This is a genomic window from Streptomyces sp. NPDC055103 (assembly GCF_053607625.1).
In genome coordinates, this window is sequence record NZ_JBSGTX010000002.1 from 67,993 (window position 1) to 88,048 (window position 20,056).

Sequence of the window (20,056 nt, forward strand, 5' to 3'; positions counted from 1 at the left end):
CTGATCAAGCAGCCGTGCGTCAGACGCGGCGGCGCTTGGGGGGACGGCAGCCGTTGTGCGGCGTGGGGGTGACGTCCTGGATCGAACCGACCTCGAGGCCCGTGGCCTGGAGGGAGCGGATCGCGGTCTCGCGGCCGGAGCCGGGACCCTTGACGAAGACGTCGACCTTGCGCATGCCGTGCTCCTGCGCGCGGCGAGCGGCCGACTCAGCGGCCATCTGCGCGGCGAACGGGGTGGACTTGCGCGAGCCCTTGAAGCCGACGTGGCCGGCGGAGGCCCAGGAGATCACGTTGCCCGCGGGGTCCGTGATCGAGACGATCGTGTTGTTGAACGTGCTCTTGATGTGCGCGTGGCCGTGAGCGACGTTCTTCTTTTCCTTGCGGCGCACCTTCTTGGCAGCGCCCTGACGACCCTTGGGGGGCATCTAAATCTCCTACGGGAGGTGGTCGGTCCTACAGCGAAGACCGCTTGGTCAAGCGTCCGCTGAGGACTACTTCTTGCCCGGCTTCTTCTTGCCGGCGATGGCGCGACGCGGGCCCTTGCGGGTACGAGCGTTCGTGCTGGTGCGCTGACCGCGAACGGGCAGGCCACGACGGTGGCGCAGACCCTGGTAGCAGCCGATCTCGACCTTGCGGCGGATGTCGGCGGCGATCTCGCGGCGGAGGTCACCCTCGGTCTGGAGGTTGGCGTCCACGTACTCACGGATCTTGACGAGGTCTTCCTCGGCAAGCTCACGGACACGGGTGGACGGGTTCACGCCGGTCGCGGCGAGAATCTCCTCGGACCGGGTACGCCCGATGCCGAAGACGTAGGTGAGTGCGACCACCACGCGCTTTTCGCGCGGGATGTCAACACCGGAAACGCGTGCCATTCAATGGCTCCTGTGTTCTCGGGGGTCTGCTGCAGAACCGCTCCCGACCGCCGACCCTTCGAAATGTCGAAGAGTGGTACGTCCGGGTCCCCGGCCCCCGCCGGAGGTGCCGTCAACCGTGGAACACGGCCCGACGGGCTCTGCGTATGTACGTACTGCTATGCGTCGCGCGAAGAACTGCGAAATGCAGGTCGGTCGGCGTGCGTCAGCCCTGGCGCTGCTTGTGGCGCAGGTTGTCGCAGATGACCATGACCCGACCGTGACGGCGGATCACCTTGCACTTGTCGCAGATCTTCTTGACGCTCGGCTTGACCTTCATGGGTGTGAGGTTCTCCGGGTCAGTGCCATCACCCGCGCGCGGAGGCGGGGTGCGGGCAAGATCTACTTGTAGCGGTAGACGATCCGGCCACGCGTCAGGTCGTACGGAGAGAGCTCCACGACGACCCGGTCGTCCGGAAGGATTCGGATGTAGTGCATCCGCATCTTGCCGGAGATGTGCGCGAGGACCTTGTGACCGTTCTGGAGCTCCACCTTGAACATGGCGTTCGGGAGAGACTCGATCACGGTGCCCTCGATTTCGATGGCACCTTGCTTCTTGGCCACGCTTCGCCTTTCGAATCGGCTACCTTGATCGACTCTCGCCGCCGTATGCGGACACACGGGTACACGAGAGCCGACGCATCAGTCTACGTCAGGCCCCTGGAAAAGACGAATCCGGGAAGTTTGCCCACAGTAGAAGATCATTAAGCAAGCACCTACGCCAGCGGGTCCGGCGCCGCCGTCACACCCAGCTCCGCCAGCTTCGCCTTGCCGCCGTCGACCGCCGTGAGGACCAGCGGGCCCGCCTCGGTCAGGGCGATCGAGTGCTCCCAGTGCGAGGACCAGGTGCCGTCGGTCGTGACGACCGTCCAGTCGTCCTTGAGGACCTCGGTGTGCGGGGTGCCCAGGGAGACCATCGGCTCGATCGCCAGGCAGAGGCCGGGGACCAGCTTCGGGCCCTTGCCGCGCTTGCGGGAGACGTAGTTCAGCAGGTGCGGGTCCATGTGCATCTCGGTGCCGATGCCGTGGCCGCCGTAGTCCTCGACGATCCCGTACTTCCCGAGGCTGTGCTCGCCGACCGACGGACGGGGCTGCCGCTTGATGTACGTCTCGATGGCCTTCGAGATGTCGACGAGCCGGTTGCCCAGCTTCATCGCCGCGATGCCCGCCCACATCGACTCCTCCGTCACCCGGGAGAGCTCGACGAGCTCGGGCGCGTGCCCGGTGCCCACGAAGGCCGTGTAGGCCGCGTCACCGTGCCAGCCGTCCACGATCGCGCCGGCGTCGATGGAGATGATGTCGCCGTCCTTCAGGACGGTCTTGTCGTCGGGGATGCCGTGGACGACGACCTCGTTCACCGAGGTGCAGATCGTCGCGGGGAACCCGCCGTACCCGAGGAAGTTCGACTTCGCGCCGTGGTCGGCGATCACCTTCCGCGCGACCTCGTCCAGATCCCGCGTCGTGGCGCCCGGCACGGCCGCCTCACGGGTCGCCGCGTGGATGGCGGCGACGACCAGGCCCGCCTCACGCATCTTCGCGATCTGCTCGGGGGTCTTGATCTGCACCATCGTCACGGGGCCTTTCTTGCGTGTACACGGGACAGAACAACGATACGGCCGCGGCGCCCCTCTCGGGCACCGCGGCCGTATCGAACGAACAGGTGGCTACTTCTTCAGCGCGGCCATGGCCTTCGAGGTGACCTCGTCGACCTTGCCGAGCGCCGAGATCGTCGACACCAGGTTCTGCGACCTGTAGTAGTCGATGATCGGCTCGGTCTCCGTGTGGTAGACCTCCAGGCGCCGACGGACGGTCTCCTCGGAGTCGTCGTCGCGCTGGTAGAGCTCGCCACCACAGGCGTCACAGACACCCGCGGTCTTCGGAGCGTTGTACGTCACGTGGAAGACGTGCGCACTGTCGTTGCGGCAGATGCGGCGACCCGCGATCCGCTTCACGACCTCGTCCTCGGGGACCTCCAGGTCCAGGACCGCGTCCAGCTGGACGTGGCCCGCCTTGAGGATCTCGTCCAGCGCCTCGGCCTGGGCCACGTTGCGCGGGAACCCGTCGAGCAGGAAGCCGTTGACGGCGTCCGGCTGCTCCATGCGGTCCTTGGCCATCCCGATCGTCACGGAGTCCGGCACGAGCTGGCCGGCCTTCATGTACGACTGCGCCTCAAGGCCCAGCGCCGTGCCCTGCGAGATGTTGGCACGGAACAGGTCACCCGTGGAGATGTGCGGGATGTCCAGGTTCTTGGCAAGGTACGCGGCCTGCGTACCCTTGCCCGCACCGGGCGGTCCGACGAGGACGATTCGCATCAGCGGAGGAACCCTTCGTAATTGCGCTGCTGGAGCTGGCTCTCGATCTGCTTCACGGTCTCCAGCCCCACACCCACGATGATGAGGATGCTCGTCCCGCCGAAGGGGAAGTTGGCATTGGCGCCACCGAAGCCTGCCAACGCCATCGTCGGCACAAGAGCGATCAGACCCAAGTACAGCGAGCCCGGCCAAGTGATCCGGTTGAGCACGTAGCTCAGATACTCAGCAGTAGGTCGACCAGCCCGGATACCCGGGATGAAGCCACCATACTTCTTCATGTTGTCGGCAACTTCCTCGGGGTTGAACGAGATCGCCACGTAGAAGAAGGCGAAGAACACGATCAGGAGGAAGTACGTAGCGATGTAGTAGGGGTGGTCACCCTTGACGAAGTGGGCTTCGATCCAGGTCTTCCACCCCGCGGTGGAGTTCGAGAACTGCGCGATCAAGGCCGGGATGTAGAGCAGCGACGACGCAAAGATGACAGGAATCACACCTGCCTGGTTCACCTTCAGCGGGATGTATGTGGACGTACCGCCGTAGGAGCGCCGGCCGATCATGCGCTTCGCGTACTGCACCGGGATGCGTCGCTGGGCCTGCTCGACGAAGACCACGAGGGCCACCATCACGAAGCCGATGAGGATCACGGTGCCGAACTCGATCCAGCCCTTGGCGAGCTTGCCGCTCTCCTTGATGGCCCAGAGGGCACCCGGGAAGCCGGCGGCGATCGAGATGAACATCAGGATCGACATGCCGTTGCCGATGCCACGGTCGGTGATGAGCTCACCGAGCCACATGACGACAGCGGTGCCTGCGGTCATCGTGAGGACCATCGTGGCGATCGTGAAGATCGACTGGTCGGGCACGACCTGGTCGGCGACCACGCAGCCGCTGAAGAGCGCGCCGCTCTTCGCGGTGGCCACGAGACCGGTGCCCTGGAGGATGGCGAGGGCGATCGTCAGGTACCGGGTGTACTGCGTGATCTTGGCGGTACCGGACTGTCCCTCCTTCTTGAGGGCTTCCAGTCGCGGGATCACGACGGTCAGCAGCTGCAGGATGATGCTCGCCGTGATGTACGGCATGATGCCGAGCGCGAAGATCGTGATCTGCAGCAGCGCCCCGCCACTGAACATGTTGACCAGGCCGAACAGGCTGTTGTTGCCCTCGCTGGCCTGCTTGACACACTGCTGAACAGCCTCGTAGCTGACGCCGGGCACCGGGATGTGCGCGCCGAGGCGGTACAGCACGATGATGGCGAGCGTGAAGAGCAGCTTCTTGCGCAGGTCGGGCGTCTTGAACGCCCGGGCGAACGCGGTGAGCACGGTGCCTCCTGCGACCCCCGCGCTATGCGTCAAGGGTGACGGTCTTGAGGTTCGACGATTAGGTATCGGTCATCAATCCCGCGCGGGCATACCGCACGGAGCCTAGACAGTGCACGCCACCTTACCGGCGACCATGCCCCCCTAGGAACGACCAATCGGGGATGCCCCTTTTGGGAGGCATCCCCGATCGGATGTTCAAGCCATCGAGTCGTCTTAGACGAGCTCGGTGACGGTGCCACCAGCGGCGGCGATCTTCTCCTTGGCGGAGCCGGAGACGGCGTCAACCGAAACCTGCAGCGCCACGGTGATCTCGCCGGTGCCGAGCACCTTGACGAGGCTGTTCTTGCGAACCGCGCCCTTGGCGACCAGGTCGGCCACCGTGACCTCTCCACCCTCGGGGTAGAGAGCGCCGAGCTTGTCCAGGTTCACGACCTGGAACTCGGTGCGGAACGGGTTCTTGAAGCCCTTGAGCTTCGGCAGACGCATGTGGAGGGGCATCTGCCCACCCTCGAAGCGCTGCGGAACCTGGTAACGGGCCTTCGTACCCTTGGTACCACGACCGGCCGTCTTACCCTTGGACGCCTCACCACGACCGACACGGGTCTTCGCGGTCTTGGCACCGGGGGCGGGACGGAGGTTGTGGGCCTTCAGCGGGCTGTTCTCCGCCATTTTATTCAACCTCCTCGACCGTCACGAGGTGGCGGACGGTGTGCACCATGCCGCGGAACTCGGGACGATCCTCCTTGACAACCACGTCGTTGACCTTCTTGAGGCCAAGCGAACGCAGGGTGTCGCGGTGGTTCTGCTTGCTGCCGATGTACGACTTCGTCTGCGTGACCTTGAGGCGAGCCATTACGCACCCGCCCCAGCACGCGCACGGAGCAGAGCCGCGGGAGCGACGTCCTCGAGGGGCAGACCACGGCGAGCCGCGATCTCCTCGGGACGCTGCAGACCCTTGAGGGCCTCCACGGTCGCGTGCACGATGTTGATCGCGTTGTCGGAGCCGAGCGACTTCGACAGGATGTCGTGAACGCCGGCGCACTCGAGCACCGCGCGCACCGGGCCACCGGCGATAACACCGGTACCGGGGGAAGCAGGCTTCAGCAGGACAACGCCGGCCGCCTTCTCGCCCTGGATCGGGTGCGGGATGGTGCCCTGGATGCGGGGAACCTTGAAGAAGTTCTTCTTGGCTTCCTCGACGCCCTTGGCGATGGCCGCGGGAACTTCCTTGGCCTTGCCGTAACCGACACCTACCGTGCCGTCGCCGTCACCGACGACAACCAGGGCGGTGAAGCTGAAGCGACGACCACCCTTGACAACCTTGGCGACGCGGTTGATCGCGACAACGCGCTCAACGTACGCGGTCTTCTCGGCGGCAGCGCCACCGTCGCGGCCCTTCCGGTCCCGCCGCTCGCCGCCACCGGCACCGCTTCCGCGGCGCTGGGGTCCAGCCATTGGATTACCTCTCTCTGTTACGTCCGTTAGTCCCGGAACCGGGGCTTAGAACTTCAGCCCGGCTTCGCGGGCGGCGTCAGCCAGAGCGGCAATGCGCCCGGCGTACCTGTTGCCACCACGGTCGAACACGACAGCCTCGACACCGGCGGCCTTGGCGCGCTCGGCGACCAGGGAACCGACCTGCTTGGCCTGCGCGGACTTGTCACCCTCGCCGCCACGGATCGACGCGTCCAGGGTCGACGCAGACGCAAGGGTGTGACCCTTGAGGTCGTCGATGACCTGAGCGGTGATACCGCGGTTGGAACGCGTCACGACGAGGCGCGGACGCTCCGCCGTACCCGACACGTTCTTGCGGATGCGGATGTGGCGGCGCTTCTTGGCAGCGCCCTTGTAGGCGTCGCCCTTGGCGATCTTCACACCGTATGCCATGGCTTACTTACCAGCCTTTCCGACCTTGCGGCGGATGACCTCACCCGCATACTTCACGCCCTTGGCCTTGTAAGGGTCAGGCTTGCGAAGCTTGCGAATGTTGGCGGCGACTTCGCCGACCTTCTGCTTGTCGATGCCCTCGACCGAGAACTTGGTCGGCGACTCGACCTTGAACGAGATGCCCTCGGGCGCCTCGACCAGGATCGGGTGGCTGTAGCCGAGCTGGAACTCCAGGTTGGAGCCCTTCGCGGCAACGCGGTAACCGACACCGCTGATCTCGAGCGCCTTCACGTAACCCTGGGTCACACCGGTGATCATGTTGGCCACCAGCGTGCGGGACAGGCCGTGGAGGGCCTTGTTCTGACGCTCGTCGTTCGGACGGTTGACGTTGAGCACGCCATCCTCGCCCTTAACGATCTCGATCGGAGCGGCGACGGTGTGGCTCAGGGTGCCCTTGGAACCCTTCACCGTGACCGTGCGGCCATCGATGGTGACGTCCACGCCGGCGGGAACCGGGATAGGCAGCTTGCCAATACGCGACATGAGCTTTCCTTCCTTTCCCGACTACCAGACGTAGGCGAGGACTTCCCCACCTACGCCCTTCTTGCCTGCCTGCTGGCCGGTCAGGAGGCCGTGGGACGTGGAGATGATCGCCACGCCCAGGCCGCCGAGAACCTTCGGCAGGTTGGTGGACTTCGCGTAAACCCGGAGACCGGGCTTCGAGATCCGCTTGATGCCCGCGATGGAGCGCTCACGGTTCGGACCGAACTTGAGCTCGAGGACGAGGTTCTTGCCGACCTCGGCGTCCTCGACCTTCCAGCCCGTGATGAAGCCCTCCTGCTGGAGGATTTCCGCGATGTGAGACTTGATCTTGCTGTGCGGCATCGTCACGGAGTCGTGGTATGCCGAGTTCGCGTTACGCAGACGAGTCAGCATGTCCGCGATCGGATCAGTCATGGTCATGAATTGGCCTTCGGCCTCTCTCGCCGGGGTTTCCTGTATGCGCCATCCCTCTCCCCACACAGGGGCGGGACGGGTGCGGCGCGGGGACCTACGGCGTAGTAAGTCGTACGGGCGACGGACGCCCAACCCTCCTAGCCTAAGCCATGGAGGGATGGGCGACCGACAACCCAGTGCTTACCGAGAGACTCCGGTCATCCCAATTAAGGGATTACCAGGAGCTCTTGGTCACGCCCGGCAGCTCGCCACGGTGAGCCATCTCACGAAGGCACACGCGGCACAGGCCGAACTTGCGGTACACGGAGTGGGGACGACCACAGCGCTGGCAGCGCGTGTAGCCGCGCACGCCGAACTTGGGCTTGCGGGCAGCCTTCGCGATGAGAGCCTTCTTCGCCATCTCGCTTACGCCTCCTTGAAGGGGAAGCCGAGGTGACGGAGAAGGGCGCGGCCCTCAGCGTCGTTGGTCGCCGTGGTCACCACGGTGATGTCCATACCCCGGACACGGTCGATCTTGTCCTGGTCGATCTCGTGGAACATGACCTGCTCCGTGAGACCGAAGGTGTAGTTGCCACGCCCGTCGAACTGCTTGGGGGACAGACCACGGAAGTCGCGGATGCGCGGAAGCGCGAGCGACAGGGTGCGGTCCAGGAACTCCCACATGCGGTCGCCACGGAGGGTGACGTGTGCACCGATCGGCTGGCCCTCACGCAGCTTGAACTGCGCGATGGACTTGCGAGCCTTGGTCACGGCCGGCTTCTGGCCGGTGATCGTGACGAGGTCGCGGATCGCACCGTCGATCAGCTTCGAGTCGCGGGCGGCGTCGCCGACACCCATGTTGACCACGATCTTCACGAGGCCGGGAACCTGCATGACGTTCTCGTACGAGAACTCCTCACGCAGCTTGCCCGCGATCTCCTCGCGGTACTTCGTCTTGAGACGCGGAGTGGTGGTAGCCATCAGATGTCCTCACCCGTCCGCTTGGCAACGCGGATCTTGTTGCCCTCGTCGTCGAAGCGGAAACCGACACGCGTGACGACCTTCTTGCCGTCCTTCTCCACGACCAGCTGGACGTTGGAGACGTGGACCGGAGCCTCGGTCGTGACGATGCCACCGGCCTGCGACGGGCCGGCCTTGGTGTGCTTCTTGACCCGGTTGACACCCTCGACGAGAACGCGGTTCTCGCGGGGGAAGGCCGTGATGACCTTGCCCTGCTTGCCCTTGTCCTTACCGGTGATGACCTGAACCAGGTCGCCCTTCTTGATCTTCATGCTTACAGCACCTCCGGCGCGAGCGAGATGATCTTCATGAACTTCTTCTCGCGCAGCTCACGGCCGACCGGGCCGAAGATACGGGTGCCACGAGGGTCGCCGTCGTTCTTGAGAATGACAGCGGCGTTCTCGTCGAAGCGGATGTACGAGCCGTCCTGGCGGCGGCGCTCCTTGACGGTGCGAACGATGACCGCCTTGACGACGTCACCCTTCTTCACGTTGCCACCGGGGATCGCGTCCTTGACGGTGGCGACGATGACGTCACCGATGCCCGCGTAGCGGCGACCGGAGCCACCGAGAACACGGATGCAAAGGATCTCCTTGGCACCAGTGTTGTCGGCGACACGCAGTCGCGACTCCTGCTGGATCACGTCTATCTCCTGATTGTCTGCCGGTTCCCGGCCGGGGCACCGAAGTGCCCCGGCCGAGCCTGGCGGAACGAACTTGAAGGGTTACCCCTACAAGCTGTGGTTATTGGATTTCGCTTGCGCGAAATGCCTACTTGGCCTTCTCGAGGATCTCGACGACGCGCCAGTGCTTCGTCGACGACAGCTTCCGGGTCTCCATCAGGAGGACGCGGTCGCCGATGCCGGCAGCGTTCTGCTCGTCGTGAGCCTTGAGCTTGTTCGTACGGCGGATGACCTTGCCGTACAGCGCGTGCTTGACGCGGTCCTCGACAGCGACGACGACGGTCTTGTCCATCTTGTCGCTGACGACCAGGCCCTCGCGGACCTTGCGAGCGTTGCGCTCGGTCTTCTCAGTCACGTTGCTCTCGCTCATCAGGCGTTCTCCACCGTCTCGATGCCCAGCTCGCGCTCACGCATCAGGGTGTAGATCCGGGCGATGTCCTTACGGACGGACTTGAGCCGACCGTGGTTCTCGAGCTGGCCCGTCGCCGCCTGGAAGCGGAGGTTGAACAGCTCTTCCTTGGCCTCGCGGAGCTTGTTGAGAAGCTCCTCGTTGCCCAGCTCGCGCAGCTCGGACGCCTTGGTACCGGCCGACATCACAGCTCACCTGCTTCGCGCTTAACGATCTTGCACTTCATCGGCAGCTTGTGGGCCGCACGGGTCAGGGCCTCGCGCGCGATCTTCTCGTTCGGGTAGGACAGTTCGAACATCACCCGACCCGGCTTGACGTTCGCGATCCACCACTCCGGAGAACCCTTACCGGAACCCATGCGGGTCTCGGCAGGCTTCTTCGTCAGGGGGCGGTCCGGGTAGATGTTGATCCAGACCTTGCCGCCACGCTTGATGTGGCGGGTCATCGCGATACGAGCAGCCTCGATCTGGCGGTTCGTCACGTACGCCGGCGTGAGGGCCTGAATGCCGTACTCGCCGAACGCAACCTGCGTACCACCCTTGCTCATACCCGAGCGCTTGGGGTGGTGCTGCTTGCGGTGCTTGACCCTACGGGGGATCAGCATGTCGGTCAGGCCTCCGTTCCGGTGCTCTCAGCCGGAGCGGCAGCGGCGGCGGGAGCGTCGGCCTTGGGGGCCTCGGCAGCCGGCGCGGACTGCTGCTGCGGCTTGCGGCCGCGGCCGCCACGCTCGCCACCACGGCCACCACGGCCGGCCGGGCGGTCGCCAGCGCCGGCGCCACGGGCCGGGCGGTTACCCGCACGGGCCGCAGCGTTCTCGGCGCGGACCTCGGCGATGTTCTTGACGTCGCCCTTGTAGATCCAGACCTTGACGCCAATGCGACCGAAGGTCGTCTTGGCCTCGAAGAAGCCGTAGTCCACGTTCGCGCGGAGCGTGTGCAGCGGCACACGACCCTCGCGGTAGAACTCGGAGCGGGACATCTCGGCGCCGCCGAGACGACCGCCGCACTGGATCTTGATGCCCTTGGCGCCGGCCTTCATCGTGCCCTGCATGCTCTTACGCATGGCGCGACGGAAGGAGACGCGGGAGGAGAGCTGCTCGGCAACGGCCTGAGCAACCAGCTGAGCGTCCATCTCGGGGTTCTTGACCTCGAGGATGTTCAGCTGGACCTGCTTGCCCGTGAGCTTCTCGAGGTCGCCGCGGATGCGGTCGGCCTCGGCGCCACGGCGGCCGATGACGATGCCGGGACGCGCGGTGTGGATGTCCACACGCACACGGTCACGGGTGCGCTCGATCTCAACCTTCGAGATGCCGGCGCGCTCCATGCCGGACGTCATCATCCGACGGATGGCGACGTCTTCCTTGACGTAGTCCTTGTACAGCTTGTCGGCGTACCAACGGGACTTGAAGTCCGTGGTGATGCCGAGCCGGAACCCATGCGGGTTAACCTTCTGGCCCATTACCGGGTTCCTTCCTTGCTGCTGACGACCACGGTGATGTGGCTGGTCCGCTTACGGATCCGGAATGCACGGCCCTGAGCACGCGGACGGAACCGCTTCAGGGTCGGGCCCTCATCGACGTACGCCTCGCTGATGACCAGCGAAGAGGCGTCAGTGTGGTCGTAGTTGTGTGCAGCGTTGGCAATGGCGCTGTCCAGCACCTTGCCAACCGGCACGCTCGCGGCCTGCGGGGCGAAACGCAGGACCGCCTGAGCCTCCGTGGCGTCCATGCCACGGATAAGGTCCACCACTCGGCGGGCCTTCATGGGCGTGACGCGGATGTACCGCGCCTGGGCCCTGGCTTCCATGGTTGTCCTTCCAGTGTCTGTCATGGTCGATTCCACCCCGCTACTAGCGGCGCTTCGACTTCCGGTCGTCCTTCACGTGACCCCGGAAGGTGCGCGTCGGCGAGAACTCGCCGAGCTTGTGGCCGACCATCGACTCGGTGACAAACACCGGGATGTGGGTCTTGCCGTTGTGCACCGCGATCGTGTGGCCGAGCATGGCCGGGATGATCATCGAGCGACGGGACCAGGTCTTGATGACGTTCTTGGTACCGGCTTCGTTCTGTACGTCCACCTTCTTTACGAGGTGTCCGTCGACGAAGGGTCCCTTCTTGAGACTGCGCGGCATCTAAACCCGCTCCTAGCGCTTCTTGTTCGTCTTGCGGCGGCGGACGATGTACTTGCTCGAAGCCTTCTTCGGCGAGCGAGTACGACCCTCCTTCTGACCCCACGGGGAGACCGGGTGACGACCACCGGAGGTCTTACCCTCACCACCACCGTGCGGGTGGTCCACCGGGTTCATCGCCACACCGCGAACGGTCGGGCGAACGCCCAGCCAGCGCTTACGGCCGGCCTTGCCCCAGTTGATGTTCGACTGCTCGGCGTTGCCGACCTCACCGATGGTGGCGCGGCAGCGGGCGTCGACGAGACGGATCTCACCGGACGGCATACGAAGGTGGGCCATCGTGCCCTCCTTCGCCAGCAGCTGCACGGAGGCACCAGCGGAGCGCGCGAACTTGGCGCCGCCACCGGGGCGGAGCTCGATCGCGTGGATCGTGGTACCGACCGGGATGTTGCGGAGCGCCAGGTTGTTGCCGGGCTTGATGTCCGCGCCGGGGCCGTTCTCGACCCGGTCACCCTGCGTCAGGTTCTTCGGGGCGATGATGTAGCGCTTCTCGCCGTCCGCGTAGTGGAGCAGCGCGATGCGCGCGGTGCGGTTGGGGTCGTACTCGATGTGAGCGACCTTCGCCGGCACGCCGTCCTTGTCGTGACGACGGAAGTCGATCACCCGGTAGGCGCGCTTGTGGCCGCCACCCTGGTGTCGAACCGTGATCCGACCGGTGTTGTTACGGCCGCCCTTGCTGTGCAGGGGGCGGACCAGCGACTTCTCCGGCGTGGACCGCGTGATCTCGACGAAGTCGGCTACGGAGGAGCCACGACGGCCCGGCGTAGTCGGCTTGTACTTGCGGATTCCCATTTCTCAGTCCTCGTCCGATTCCGGACGATCCAGACCGCCCTTAGGCGGTCGGACCGCCGAAGATGTCGATACGGTTGCCCTCGGCAAGGGTCACGATGGCGCGCTTGGTGTCCTTGCGCTTACCGAAACCGGCCTTGGTGCGCTTGCGCTTGCCCTGGCGGTTGATCGTGTTGACCCCGGTGACCTTGACCGAGAAGACCGCCTCGACGGCCTGCTTGATCTGGGTCTTGTTGGAGCCAGGCGCGACGATGAACGTGTACTTGTTCTCGTCCAGCAGGGCGTAGCTCTTCTCCGAGACAACCGGCTTGACGAGAATGTCGCGCGGGTCCGAGAAGGTCTTGCTGGTGACGACGGCCTCAGTCATCAGGCGTCGCTCCCTTCGGTCTCAGCGGTCTGGGGGCCAGACACGAAGGACTCGAGGGCGGCCTGGGTGAAGACCACGTCGTCGGAGACGATCACGTCGTACGTGTTGAGCTGGCCCGGCTCCAGGATGTGCACCTGGGGCAGGTTACGAGCGGACAGCCACGCGGCCTCGTCCGAGCGCTCGACGACCAGGAGCAGGTTCTTGCGCTCCGAGATCTTGCCGAACAGCGTCTTGGCGGCCTTGGTGGAGATGCCACCCTCGACCACGCCGGTGACGACGTGGATGCGGGAGTGGGTGGCCCGGTCCGACAGGGCACCGCGGAGGGCGGCGACCTTCATCTTCTTCGGGGTCCGCTGGGAGTAGTCACGCGGCTGCGGGCCGTGGACGACGCCACCACCGGCGAACTGCGGGGCGCGGGTCGAACCCTGACGGGCGCGGCCGGTGCCCTTCTGGCGGTACGGCTTCTTGCCACCACCACGGACTTCGCCACGGGTCTTGGTCTTGTGCGTGCCCTGACGGGCCGCGGCCAGCTGCGCGACGACGACCTGGTGGATCAGCGGAACGCTGACCTTGGCGCCGAAGATCTCCGCGGGGAGCTCGACGGTACCGGTCTTGTCGCCTGCCGGCGAAAGGATGTCAATGGTGCTCATCGGTTCCTCAAACCCCCTTGGCCGCGGTGCGGACCAGGACGAGGCCACCGTTGGGGCCGGGGACGGCGCCCTTGATGAGCAGCAGACCCTTCTCGGCGTCAACGGCGTGGACGGTCAGGTTCTGGGTGGTCACACGCTCGTTACCCATGCGACCGGCCATCTTCATGCCCTTGAAGACACGACCCGGAGTGGCGCAGCCACCGATGGAGCCGGGCTTGCGGTGCACGCGGTGGGCACCGTGCGACGCCTTGCCACCACGGAAGTTGTGGCGCTTCATGACACCGGCGAAGCCCTTGCCCTTGCTCTTGCCGGTGACGTCGACCTTCACGCCGGCCTCGAAGAGCTCGGCGGTGATCTCCTGGCCGAGCGTGTACTCGGAGGCGTCAGCGGTGCGGAGCTCCACCAGGTGGCGGCGCGGGGTGACGTCAGCCTTGGCGAAGTGACCCTTGAGGGGCTTGTTCACCTTGCGAGGGTCGATCTCGCCGAAGGCGATCTGGACCGACTCGTAGCCGTCGACGTCGTTCGTACGGACCTGGGTCACGACATTCGGGCCGGCCTTGACGACGGTCACCGGGACGACCCGGTTGTTCTCGTCCCAGACCTGCGTCATGCCGAGCTTCTCGCCCAGGATGCCCTTGATGTTCTTAGCCATCTCGCGCGCCCTCAGAGCTTGATCTCGATGTCAACGCCCGCCGGGAGGTCGAGACGCATGAGCGAGTCAACCGTCTTCGGCGTGGGGTCGAGGATGTCGATGAGGCGCTTGTGCGTGCGCATCTCGAAGTGCTCGCGCGAGTCCTTGTACTTGTGCGGCGACTTGATGACGCAGTACACGTTCTTCTCAGTGGGCAGCGGCACCGGGCCCGCGACCGACGCACCAGTGCGCGTCACCGTCTCGACGATCTTCTTCGCCGAGGAATCGATGACCTCGTGGTCGTAGGCCTTGAGCCGGATGCGGATCTTCTGTCCCGCCATGGCTACTAGTAGTCCTGTCTCTCGTAACGCTCTGGACTCGGGGGTTCTGTTGACTCTGTCTCCGACCCACGCGGTCGGGCGTGTCGCACTCCCTCTACGCAGAAATCCCGAAGGATTTCCCAACCAAGGGGGTGCGGTCCCAGAACCGCGAGCCGGGGGCAGAACACCACCCGAGCGCCTGGTCTGCACCCCGCTGACGCTTCCCGGAAGATTCCCGTACGTCCGCTCCTGAGAAGGAGCGACGAGTACTGTGGGACTCGCTTCCGGTCCTCCCGACGGGAGGCGCGCAGCATCGGCACTCAACCGAGCAACCCCGACAGTCTGCCATACGGGACCTTCCGGCCGCCAATCGGGGGCGAAGACTGTACCCCACGTCACGTACGGGCAAGCGTCGGGGCGCGTGCGCCGTCCCGGAAGCCCCTCCCGCCCCCCCTCATCCCAACCGGCGCGCCCGCTCCGTCAGATGGCGGCGCTCGGGAGCGCTCGTCGCGTGACGGGCCGCCTCGCGGTAGGCGCCGGCCGCGCCCTCCTCGTCGCCGAGGAGTTCGAGAAGGTGCGCCCGGGTGGCGAGCAGCCGGTGGTGGTGGGCGAGTCGCTTGTCCCGCGCCAGGCCGTCGAGGAGCTCAAGCCCCGCTTCCGGGCCGTGGACCATCGCGACCGCGACCGCGCGGTTGAGCGTGATCACCGGGTTCTCGCCGGTCCGCTCCAGGAGCTCGTAGAGGGCGAGGATCTGGGGCCAGTCCGTGGCCTCGGCCGACTCGGCCTCGTCGTGCACGGCCGTGATCGCCGCCTGGAGCTGGTACGGGCCGACCTGCCCCCTGGGGAGCGTACGGCTGATCAGCGCGACGCCCTCCGCGATCAGCCCGCCGTCCCACCGGCCCCTGTCCTGCTCCGCGAGCGGCACGAGCTCGCCGTGCGGGCCCGTGCGGGCCGGGCGGCGAGCGTCGGTGAGCAGCATGAGCGCGAGCAGGCCCGCGGTCTCGGTGTCCTCGGGGACGAGCCGGTGCAGGAGCCGGGCGAGCCGGATCGCCTCCGTGGAGAGCGCGGGCGCGGTGAGCTCGTCGCCGCCGCTGGCCGTGTAGCCCTCGTTGAAGATCAGGTAGAGGACGTGCCGCACCTCGGCGAGGCGGGCCGCCCGGTCCTCCCCCGCGGGCAGGGCGAGCGTGCCGCCCGCCGCCTTGATCGTCTGCTTGGCCCGGCTGATGCGCTGCGCCATCGTGGACTCGGGGACGAGGAAGGCGGCGGCGATCTGCGCCGTGGTGAGGCCGCCGACGGCCCGCAGGGTGAGCGCGATCCGGCTCGCGGGGGTCAGGTCGGGGTGGCTGCAGAGGAAGAGCAGCGACAGGGAGTCGTCCCGGTCGCTCCCGGGGGCGTCGTCCACGGCGGGCGCGAGGAGCTCGGAGTCCGGGGTGGCCAGCGAGAGGGCCTCCTCGCGGCGCCGGCGCGCGGCCTCGCTGCGTACCAGGTCGACGTACCGGCGCTGGGCGACGGTGAGGAGCCAGCCGCGCGCGTTGTCCGGGATCCCCTCGTCGGGCCACTGCCGCGCGGCGGCGATGAGCGCCTCCTGGGTGGCGTCCTCGCAGAGGTCGAAGGTGCCGTACCGCCGGACGAGCGTGCCGAGGACCTGCGGCGCACAGGTGCGCAGCAGGTCCTCGATCTCCGTCGTCCCGGTCACACGTCCGCCGCGGACTCGTGCAGGATCGGCCAGAGCTCGACGGGGTCGACGTCCGCGAAGGGCATGTCCGCCGCGATCCGCTGGGCGCGCTCCAGGCTGTCGCAGTCGAGGAGGTAGAAGCTGGCCAGGTACTCCTTGGTCTCCAGGTACGGCCCGTCGGTGACCGCGGGGGCCCCGCCCTCGCGGCGGACGAGCTGGGCGGCGGCCGCGTCGGCGAGTCCGTACGCGCCGATCAGCTCTCCGGTCTCCCGGTACTTCCGGTTGAAGGCCTCCTGCTTGGCGATCGCCTCGGGCCAGGCCTCGGCCGGGAAGGACTCCCACTTGGCCTGGTTGCCGTAGATCATCGCGACGTACTTCATCTTGGGTGTCCCCCTCGTCCCGCGCGCCCCTGTGGCGCGCTGTCACCCCATGGTCGGAACCGTCGGCGCGGGCTCGACATCAGCCGACAGTATTTCTCGAACTTTCTCAAAGATCTTTTCCGAGGGGGTCGTTTCCGGCATCCGGGGCCCCTTCGCGCACAACCCCGGGTACCGGAAGTCCGTCTTACAGGGGACCGCAGACCGAAGGGGACGGGACCCGTACGTGACCACCACCCACCGGCGCCGGACGGTTCTCGGCGCCGCCGCCCTCGCGGTGACCGCGGCCGCCACCGGCTGCTCCGTGCCGGAGCCGCGCCGGACCGCCCCGACCGCGGACCCCGCGCCGGGGAAGACGATCGCCCCGACGCGGGCCCGGCGGGCGCTGCTCATGCAGTTCGCCGCGCATCCGGACGACGACCTGTACTTCATGAACCCGGACACGCAGCGGCTGCTCGACTCCGGGATCCCGCTCGTCTCCGTGTACGTGACGGCCGGCGAGCACACCGGCCGGAACCGGATCGCGGGGATGCCCGACACTCCTCCGGACCGGGCCGCGTACTCCTCCGCCCGCCGGCAGGGCCTGCGCCAGACGTACGCCGCCGCGCTCGGCCTGCCGAAGTTCACGCCGTGGCGCCGTGAGGTCCTGACGCTCCCCGGCGGCCGTCGCGCGGAGGTCGACACGCTCATCCGCGGCCCGCGCCGGATCGAGCTGGTCTTCCTCGACCTGCCGATGCACACGAACCGCCGGTACATGGCGGTGCCCGCGCTCTGGCACGACCGGGCCCTGGAGCTGCGGACGCATCTGTCGGCGGGCTCGCCGGTGACCCGCTCGGAGACGTACGACTACGACGGGCTGGTCGGTGTCCTCGTCGGTATCCTCCGCCGCTACCGGCCGACCGTGGTGCACACCCTTGACCCGGACCCCGACATCCGGATCACCGACGAGGCCACCCGGAAGCGGGACAGCGAGCAGCCGGGCTACGCGGACCACGGGGACCACACGGCGGTGGCCTGCTTCACCTGGGCGGCGCTGAGCCGGTGGGTCTCCGACGCGGTACGGGACGGGGGCCCGATACCGGCGTTCACGACGACCGCCTTCCGCGGCTACTACAACCGGCACTGGCCCAAGAACCTCCCGCCGGGGGTCCTGAAGGAGAAGGCCGCCCGGCTCGTCCCGTACGGCGGGGATCCGTCCTGGGAGTGCGGGAACCCCTCGGGGTGCGGCGACTACGGGGTCGGCGGCGACCGGCCGCTCACCAACCGCAAGGGCTGGGTGCGCTCGACGCACCACCGCTGGCCGGCCACCGGTCCGGCGCTCGTGGAGGAGCCGGACGGCCGGCTGGCGGCGTACGGCGTCCTCGGGATGCGCGCGGCCCGCTGGCGGGAGTCGGCGCCCGGCAGCGGCGTCTGGGGCGAGCCGGAGGACCTGGGCGGCGGCCCGCTCGCGCCGGCGCTCGGCTCCGCGGTGCTCGACGACGGCCGGGTGCTGCTCGTCGGGGTGCGGTTCGCCGCGATCGAGGGGCACGGCGGGCCGAACCGGCGCGAGGTCGTGCTCCTGGAGCAGCGCTCCCCCGGCGGCCCGTTCCTGGCCTGGCGCGGGCTCGGCGGTCCGGAGCGCGGGGACGACCGGGGGCGCCGGATCGGAGCCCCGGTGGCCGTCACGGCCCCGGACGGCCGGGTCCACCTCTTCGTACGGAACGCGGACCAGGGCGTCTCGACACGGGTCCGGTCGGCGGCGGACGGGTCCTGGGGTCCGTGGCGGGCGCTTCCCGGGGACACGGAGGTCCAGGACGGCCTCGCGGTCTCGCTCGACGCGGCGGGCCGGGTGCATGTGTACGCGGCGGGCCGGGAGTCCGTACGGCACTGGGTGGACGGCGTGGCGAAGACGGGGGCGCTGCCGCTCTCCGGGTCCACGGTGGCCTCGGCGGGCGGTGAGCTGTACTACCGGCGGCCCGCGGCCGGCGAGCTGCTCGGCCCCTCGGGCGACGCCGGTCTCGACGGGTACGGGGGTGTGGTCGCCGCCCGGTCATCGGCGCTCGGGACCGTGCTGCTCGGTACGGATCCGCGCGGCCGGGTCGCGGTGCGGGCCGGCGGCCGGCTCCGTACGCGTACGGCGGGAGGGGCCGCCCTGTCGGCCGCGCTCCACGTGGGCGCGCGCGGGGTGACCGTGGTGGGGCTCGGCGCGGACGGGCATCCGTGGAGCTGGCGCCCGTAGAAGGCGGCCGGGAACGCGAGAAGGCCCCGCACCTTTCGGTGCGGGGCCTTCCCTGTGGAGCTCGTGGAGCTACCGGGTCACTTCAAGATCAGGCAGTGATCTTGACGACCTGGCCGGCGCCGACGGTCCGGCCACCCTCACGGATGGCGAACTTGAGGCCCTCCTCCATGGCGATGGGCTGGATCAGCTCAACGCTCATGGCGGTGTTGTCGCCCGGCATGACCATCTCGGTGCCCTCGGGGAGGGTCACGACGCCGGTCACGTCCGTGGTACGGAAGTAGAACTGCGGGCGGTAGTTGTTGAAGAACGGGGTGTGACGGCCACCCTCGTCCTTCGACAGGATGTAGGCCTGGGCCTCGAAGTTCGTGTGCGGCGTGACCGAACCCGGCTTGATGATGACCTGGCCGCGCTCGACGTCCTCACGCTTGATGCCACGGAGGAGCAGACCGACGTTCTCACCGGCCTGGCCCTCGTCGAGCAGCTTGCGGAACATCTCGATACCGGTGACCGTGGTGGTGGTCTTCTCGGTCTTGATACCGATGATGTCGACGGTCTCGTTGACCTTGAGGATGCCGCGCTCGATACGACCGGTGACGACGGTGCCACGACCGGTGATCGTGAAGACGTCCTCGATCGGCATCAGGAACGGCTTGTCGACGTCACGCTCGGGCTGCGGGATCGACTCGTCGACGGCCTTCATGAGACCGAGGAGAGCCTCGCCCCACTCCTTGTCGCCCTCGAGCGCCTTGAGCGCCGAGACGCGGACGACCGGAAGGTCGTCGCCCGGGAACTCGTACTCGGAGAGGAGCTCACGCACCTCGAGCTCGACGAGCTCCAGGATCTCCTCGTCGTCCACCATGTCGGCCTTGTTCAGGGCGACGACGATGTACGGAACGCCGACCTGGCGGGCCAGGAGCACGTGCTCCTTGGTCTGCGGCATCGGGCCGTCGGTGGCCGCGACCACGAGGATGGCGCCGTCCATCTGCGCCGCACCCGTGATCATGTTCTTGATGTAGTCCGCGTGACCGGGGCAGTCAACGTGGGCGTAGTGACGCGACTCGGTCTGGTACTCGACGTGCGCGATCGAGATGGTGATACCGCGCTGGCGCTCCTCGGGAGCCTTGTCGATCTGGTCGAAGGCCGAGGCCTCGTTCAGGTCCGGGTACGCGTCGTGCAGCACCTTGGTAATGGCGGCCGTGAGGGTCGTCTTACCGTGGTCAATGTGACCGATGGTGCCGATGTTGACGTGCGGCTTAGTCCGCTCGAACTTTGCCTTCGCCACTGAATCCTCCTGCGGAGTGGTTCTGTACGCCTTGCTTCATCGGCGCCAGGTGATCTTTGCTGGGATGCCATCCACCGGGGCCCGATTC

General features: G+C 67.1%; 32 protein-coding genes. 1 reads left to right on the plus strand and 31 read right to left on the minus strand.

Annotated features, from left to right (window positions below):
* Positions 1-19: 19 nt before the first annotated feature.
* The 30 genes from rpsK to ACWFR1_RS02340 all read right to left on the minus strand — a co-directional run bounded on the left by rpsK (position 20) and on the right by ACWFR1_RS02340 (position 16,471).
* Positions 20-424 (minus strand): 30S ribosomal protein S11, encoded by a 405-nt coding sequence (gene rpsK, locus ACWFR1_RS02195; RefSeq protein WP_006376016.1) that lies wholly within the window; start codon positions 422-424, stop codon positions 20-22.
* 66 nt (positions 425-490) lie between these two features.
* Complete coding sequence (gene rpsM, locus ACWFR1_RS02200; protein ID WP_030214048.1) at positions 491-871, minus strand: 30S ribosomal protein S13; 381 nt, start codon at positions 869-871, stop codon at positions 491-493.
* Between the two features lie 205 nt (positions 872-1,076).
* Complete coding sequence (gene rpmJ, locus ACWFR1_RS02205) at positions 1,077-1,190, minus strand: 50S ribosomal protein L36 (RefSeq protein ID WP_003956441.1); 114 nt, start codon at positions 1,188-1,190, stop codon at positions 1,077-1,079.
* 62 nt (positions 1,191-1,252) lie between these two features.
* Positions 1,253-1,474 (minus strand): translation initiation factor IF-1, encoded by a 222-nt coding sequence (infA, locus tag ACWFR1_RS02210; protein ID WP_003956442.1) that lies wholly within the window; start codon positions 1,472-1,474, stop codon positions 1,253-1,255.
* A gap of 152 nt (positions 1,475-1,626) precedes the next feature.
* On the minus strand, positions 1,627-2,478 hold the full coding sequence (gene map, locus ACWFR1_RS02215) for a type I methionyl aminopeptidase (protein WP_453545771.1): 852 nt from the start codon (positions 2,476-2,478) through the stop codon (positions 1,627-1,629).
* A 96-nt stretch (positions 2,479-2,574) separates the two neighbouring features.
* Positions 2,575-3,222 (minus strand): adenylate kinase, encoded by a 648-nt coding sequence (locus ACWFR1_RS02220; RefSeq protein ID WP_453545525.1) that lies wholly within the window; start codon positions 3,220-3,222, stop codon positions 2,575-2,577.
* Entirely contained in the window at positions 3,222-4,541 is a 1,320-nt protein-coding gene (secY, locus tag ACWFR1_RS02225; RefSeq protein ID WP_384560148.1) for a preprotein translocase subunit SecY, read from the minus strand. The genes ACWFR1_RS02220 and secY overlap by 1 nt, the downstream gene beginning before the upstream one ends.
* A gap of 213 nt (positions 4,542-4,754) precedes the next feature.
* Complete coding sequence (gene rplO, locus ACWFR1_RS02230; protein ID WP_024755416.1) at positions 4,755-5,210, minus strand: 50S ribosomal protein L15; 456 nt, start codon at positions 5,208-5,210, stop codon at positions 4,755-4,757.
* A gap of 1 nt (position 5,211) precedes the next feature.
* Positions 5,212-5,394: a 50S ribosomal protein L30 gene (gene rpmD, locus ACWFR1_RS02235; RefSeq protein WP_024755415.1), complete on the minus strand. Its 183-nt coding sequence runs from the start codon at positions 5,392-5,394 to the stop codon at positions 5,212-5,214.
* On the minus strand, positions 5,394-5,996 hold the full coding sequence (rpsE, locus tag ACWFR1_RS02240; RefSeq protein WP_015035588.1) for a 30S ribosomal protein S5: 603 nt from the start codon (positions 5,994-5,996) through the stop codon (positions 5,394-5,396). The genes rpmD and rpsE overlap by 1 nt, the downstream gene beginning before the upstream one ends.
* Before the next feature lie 45 nt (positions 5,997-6,041).
* Positions 6,042-6,425, minus strand: coding sequence for a 50S ribosomal protein L18 (rplR, locus tag ACWFR1_RS02245; protein WP_056651228.1), 384 nt, complete (start codon positions 6,423-6,425; stop codon positions 6,042-6,044).
* A 3-nt stretch (positions 6,426-6,428) separates the two neighbouring features.
* Entirely contained in the window at positions 6,429-6,968 is a 540-nt protein-coding gene (rplF, locus tag ACWFR1_RS02250; protein WP_055641839.1) for a 50S ribosomal protein L6, read from the minus strand.
* Between the two features lie 21 nt (positions 6,969-6,989).
* Complete coding sequence (rpsH, locus tag ACWFR1_RS02255) at positions 6,990-7,388, minus strand: 30S ribosomal protein S8 (RefSeq protein ID WP_015035585.1); 399 nt, start codon at positions 7,386-7,388, stop codon at positions 6,990-6,992.
* A 208-nt stretch (positions 7,389-7,596) separates the two neighbouring features.
* Positions 7,597-7,782: a type Z 30S ribosomal protein S14 gene (locus tag ACWFR1_RS02260; protein ID WP_003948630.1), complete on the minus strand. Its 186-nt coding sequence runs from the start codon at positions 7,780-7,782 to the stop codon at positions 7,597-7,599.
* Between the two features lie 5 nt (positions 7,783-7,787).
* Positions 7,788-8,345, minus strand: coding sequence for a 50S ribosomal protein L5 (gene rplE / locus ACWFR1_RS02265; RefSeq protein ID WP_453545773.1), 558 nt, complete (start codon positions 8,343-8,345; stop codon positions 7,788-7,790).
* Positions 8,342-8,653: a 50S ribosomal protein L24 gene (gene rplX, locus ACWFR1_RS02270; RefSeq protein ID WP_024755412.1), complete on the minus strand. Its 312-nt coding sequence runs from the start codon at positions 8,651-8,653 to the stop codon at positions 8,342-8,344. The genes rplE and rplX overlap by 4 nt, the downstream gene beginning before the upstream one ends.
* Before the next feature lie 2 nt (positions 8,654-8,655).
* Complete coding sequence (gene rplN / locus ACWFR1_RS02275; RefSeq protein WP_003956455.1) at positions 8,656-9,024, minus strand: 50S ribosomal protein L14; 369 nt, start codon at positions 9,022-9,024, stop codon at positions 8,656-8,658.
* Positions 9,025-9,151: 127 nt separating this feature from the next.
* Positions 9,152-9,433, minus strand: a complete 282-nt coding sequence (gene rpsQ / locus ACWFR1_RS02280; protein WP_024755411.1) for a 30S ribosomal protein S17 — start codon at positions 9,431-9,433, stop codon at positions 9,152-9,154.
* A complete protein-coding gene (rpmC, locus tag ACWFR1_RS02285) occupies positions 9,433-9,657 on the minus strand; it encodes a 50S ribosomal protein L29 (RefSeq protein ID WP_017239580.1) in 225 nt (74 codons plus the stop codon). Before rpmC ends, rpsQ begins: the two co-directional genes overlap by 1 nt.
* On the minus strand, positions 9,657-10,076 hold the full coding sequence (gene rplP / locus ACWFR1_RS02290; protein ID WP_015035580.1) for a 50S ribosomal protein L16: 420 nt from the start codon (positions 10,074-10,076) through the stop codon (positions 9,657-9,659). The genes rpmC and rplP overlap by 1 nt, the downstream gene beginning before the upstream one ends.
* Positions 10,077-10,081: 5 nt before the next feature.
* The gene (rpsC, locus tag ACWFR1_RS02295) at positions 10,082-10,930 is read right to left on the minus strand and encodes a 30S ribosomal protein S3 (RefSeq protein ID WP_017239578.1); all 849 of its coding nucleotides are present in this window, start codon (positions 10,928-10,930) and stop codon (positions 10,082-10,084) included.
* On the minus strand, positions 10,930-11,277 hold the full coding sequence (gene rplV / locus ACWFR1_RS02300; protein WP_024755410.1) for a 50S ribosomal protein L22: 348 nt from the start codon (positions 11,275-11,277) through the stop codon (positions 10,930-10,932). Before rplV ends, rpsC begins: the two co-directional genes overlap by 1 nt.
* A 43-nt stretch (positions 11,278-11,320) precedes the next feature.
* Positions 11,321-11,602 carry a 30S ribosomal protein S19 gene (gene rpsS, locus ACWFR1_RS02305; RefSeq protein ID WP_024755409.1) on the minus strand — a complete coding sequence of 94 codons (282 nt, stop codon included), beginning with the start codon at positions 11,600-11,602 and terminating at the stop codon, positions 11,321-11,323.
* Between the two features lie 12 nt (positions 11,603-11,614).
* Positions 11,615-12,451, minus strand: coding sequence for a 50S ribosomal protein L2 (gene rplB / locus ACWFR1_RS02310; RefSeq protein WP_189511754.1), 837 nt, complete (start codon positions 12,449-12,451; stop codon positions 11,615-11,617).
* A gap of 40 nt (positions 12,452-12,491) precedes the next feature.
* The gene (gene rplW / locus ACWFR1_RS02315) at positions 12,492-12,815 is read right to left on the minus strand and encodes a 50S ribosomal protein L23 (RefSeq protein ID WP_024755407.1); all 324 of its coding nucleotides are present in this window, start codon (positions 12,813-12,815) and stop codon (positions 12,492-12,494) included.
* Positions 12,815-13,465, minus strand: coding sequence for a 50S ribosomal protein L4 (gene rplD / locus ACWFR1_RS02320; protein WP_453545532.1), 651 nt, complete (start codon positions 13,463-13,465; stop codon positions 12,815-12,817). The genes rplW and rplD overlap by 1 nt, the downstream gene beginning before the upstream one ends.
* 7 nt (positions 13,466-13,472) lie before the next feature.
* Positions 13,473-14,117, minus strand: a complete 645-nt coding sequence (gene rplC / locus ACWFR1_RS02325; RefSeq protein ID WP_024755405.1) for a 50S ribosomal protein L3 — start codon at positions 14,115-14,117, stop codon at positions 13,473-13,475.
* Positions 14,118-14,128: 11 nt separating this feature from the next.
* Positions 14,129-14,437, minus strand: a complete 309-nt coding sequence (gene rpsJ / locus ACWFR1_RS02330; protein ID WP_003948644.1) for a 30S ribosomal protein S10 — start codon at positions 14,435-14,437, stop codon at positions 14,129-14,131.
* 433 nt (positions 14,438-14,870) lie between these two features.
* On the minus strand, positions 14,871-16,112 hold the full coding sequence (locus ACWFR1_RS02335; RefSeq protein WP_453545535.1) for an RNA polymerase sigma factor: 1,242 nt from the start codon (positions 16,110-16,112) through the stop codon (positions 14,871-14,873).
* The gene (locus ACWFR1_RS02340; protein ID WP_453545537.1) at positions 16,109-16,471 is read right to left on the minus strand and encodes a YciI family protein; all 363 of its coding nucleotides are present in this window, start codon (positions 16,469-16,471) and stop codon (positions 16,109-16,111) included. Before ACWFR1_RS02340 ends, ACWFR1_RS02335 begins: the two co-directional genes overlap by 4 nt.
* A 223-nt stretch (positions 16,472-16,694) precedes the next feature.
* Here ACWFR1_RS02340 and ACWFR1_RS02345 point away from each other — a divergent pair, with 223 nt between their 5' ends.
* Positions 16,695-18,686, plus strand: a complete 1,992-nt coding sequence (locus ACWFR1_RS02345) for a PIG-L family deacetylase (protein WP_453545539.1) — start codon at positions 16,695-16,697, stop codon at positions 18,684-18,686.
* A gap of 88 nt (positions 18,687-18,774) precedes the next feature.
* Here ACWFR1_RS02345 and tuf read toward each other — a convergent pair whose 3' ends face one another.
* A complete protein-coding gene (tuf, locus tag ACWFR1_RS02350; RefSeq protein WP_024755402.1) occupies positions 18,775-19,968 on the minus strand; it encodes an elongation factor Tu in 1,194 nt (397 codons plus the stop codon).
* Positions 19,969-20,056 lie beyond the last annotated feature (88 nt).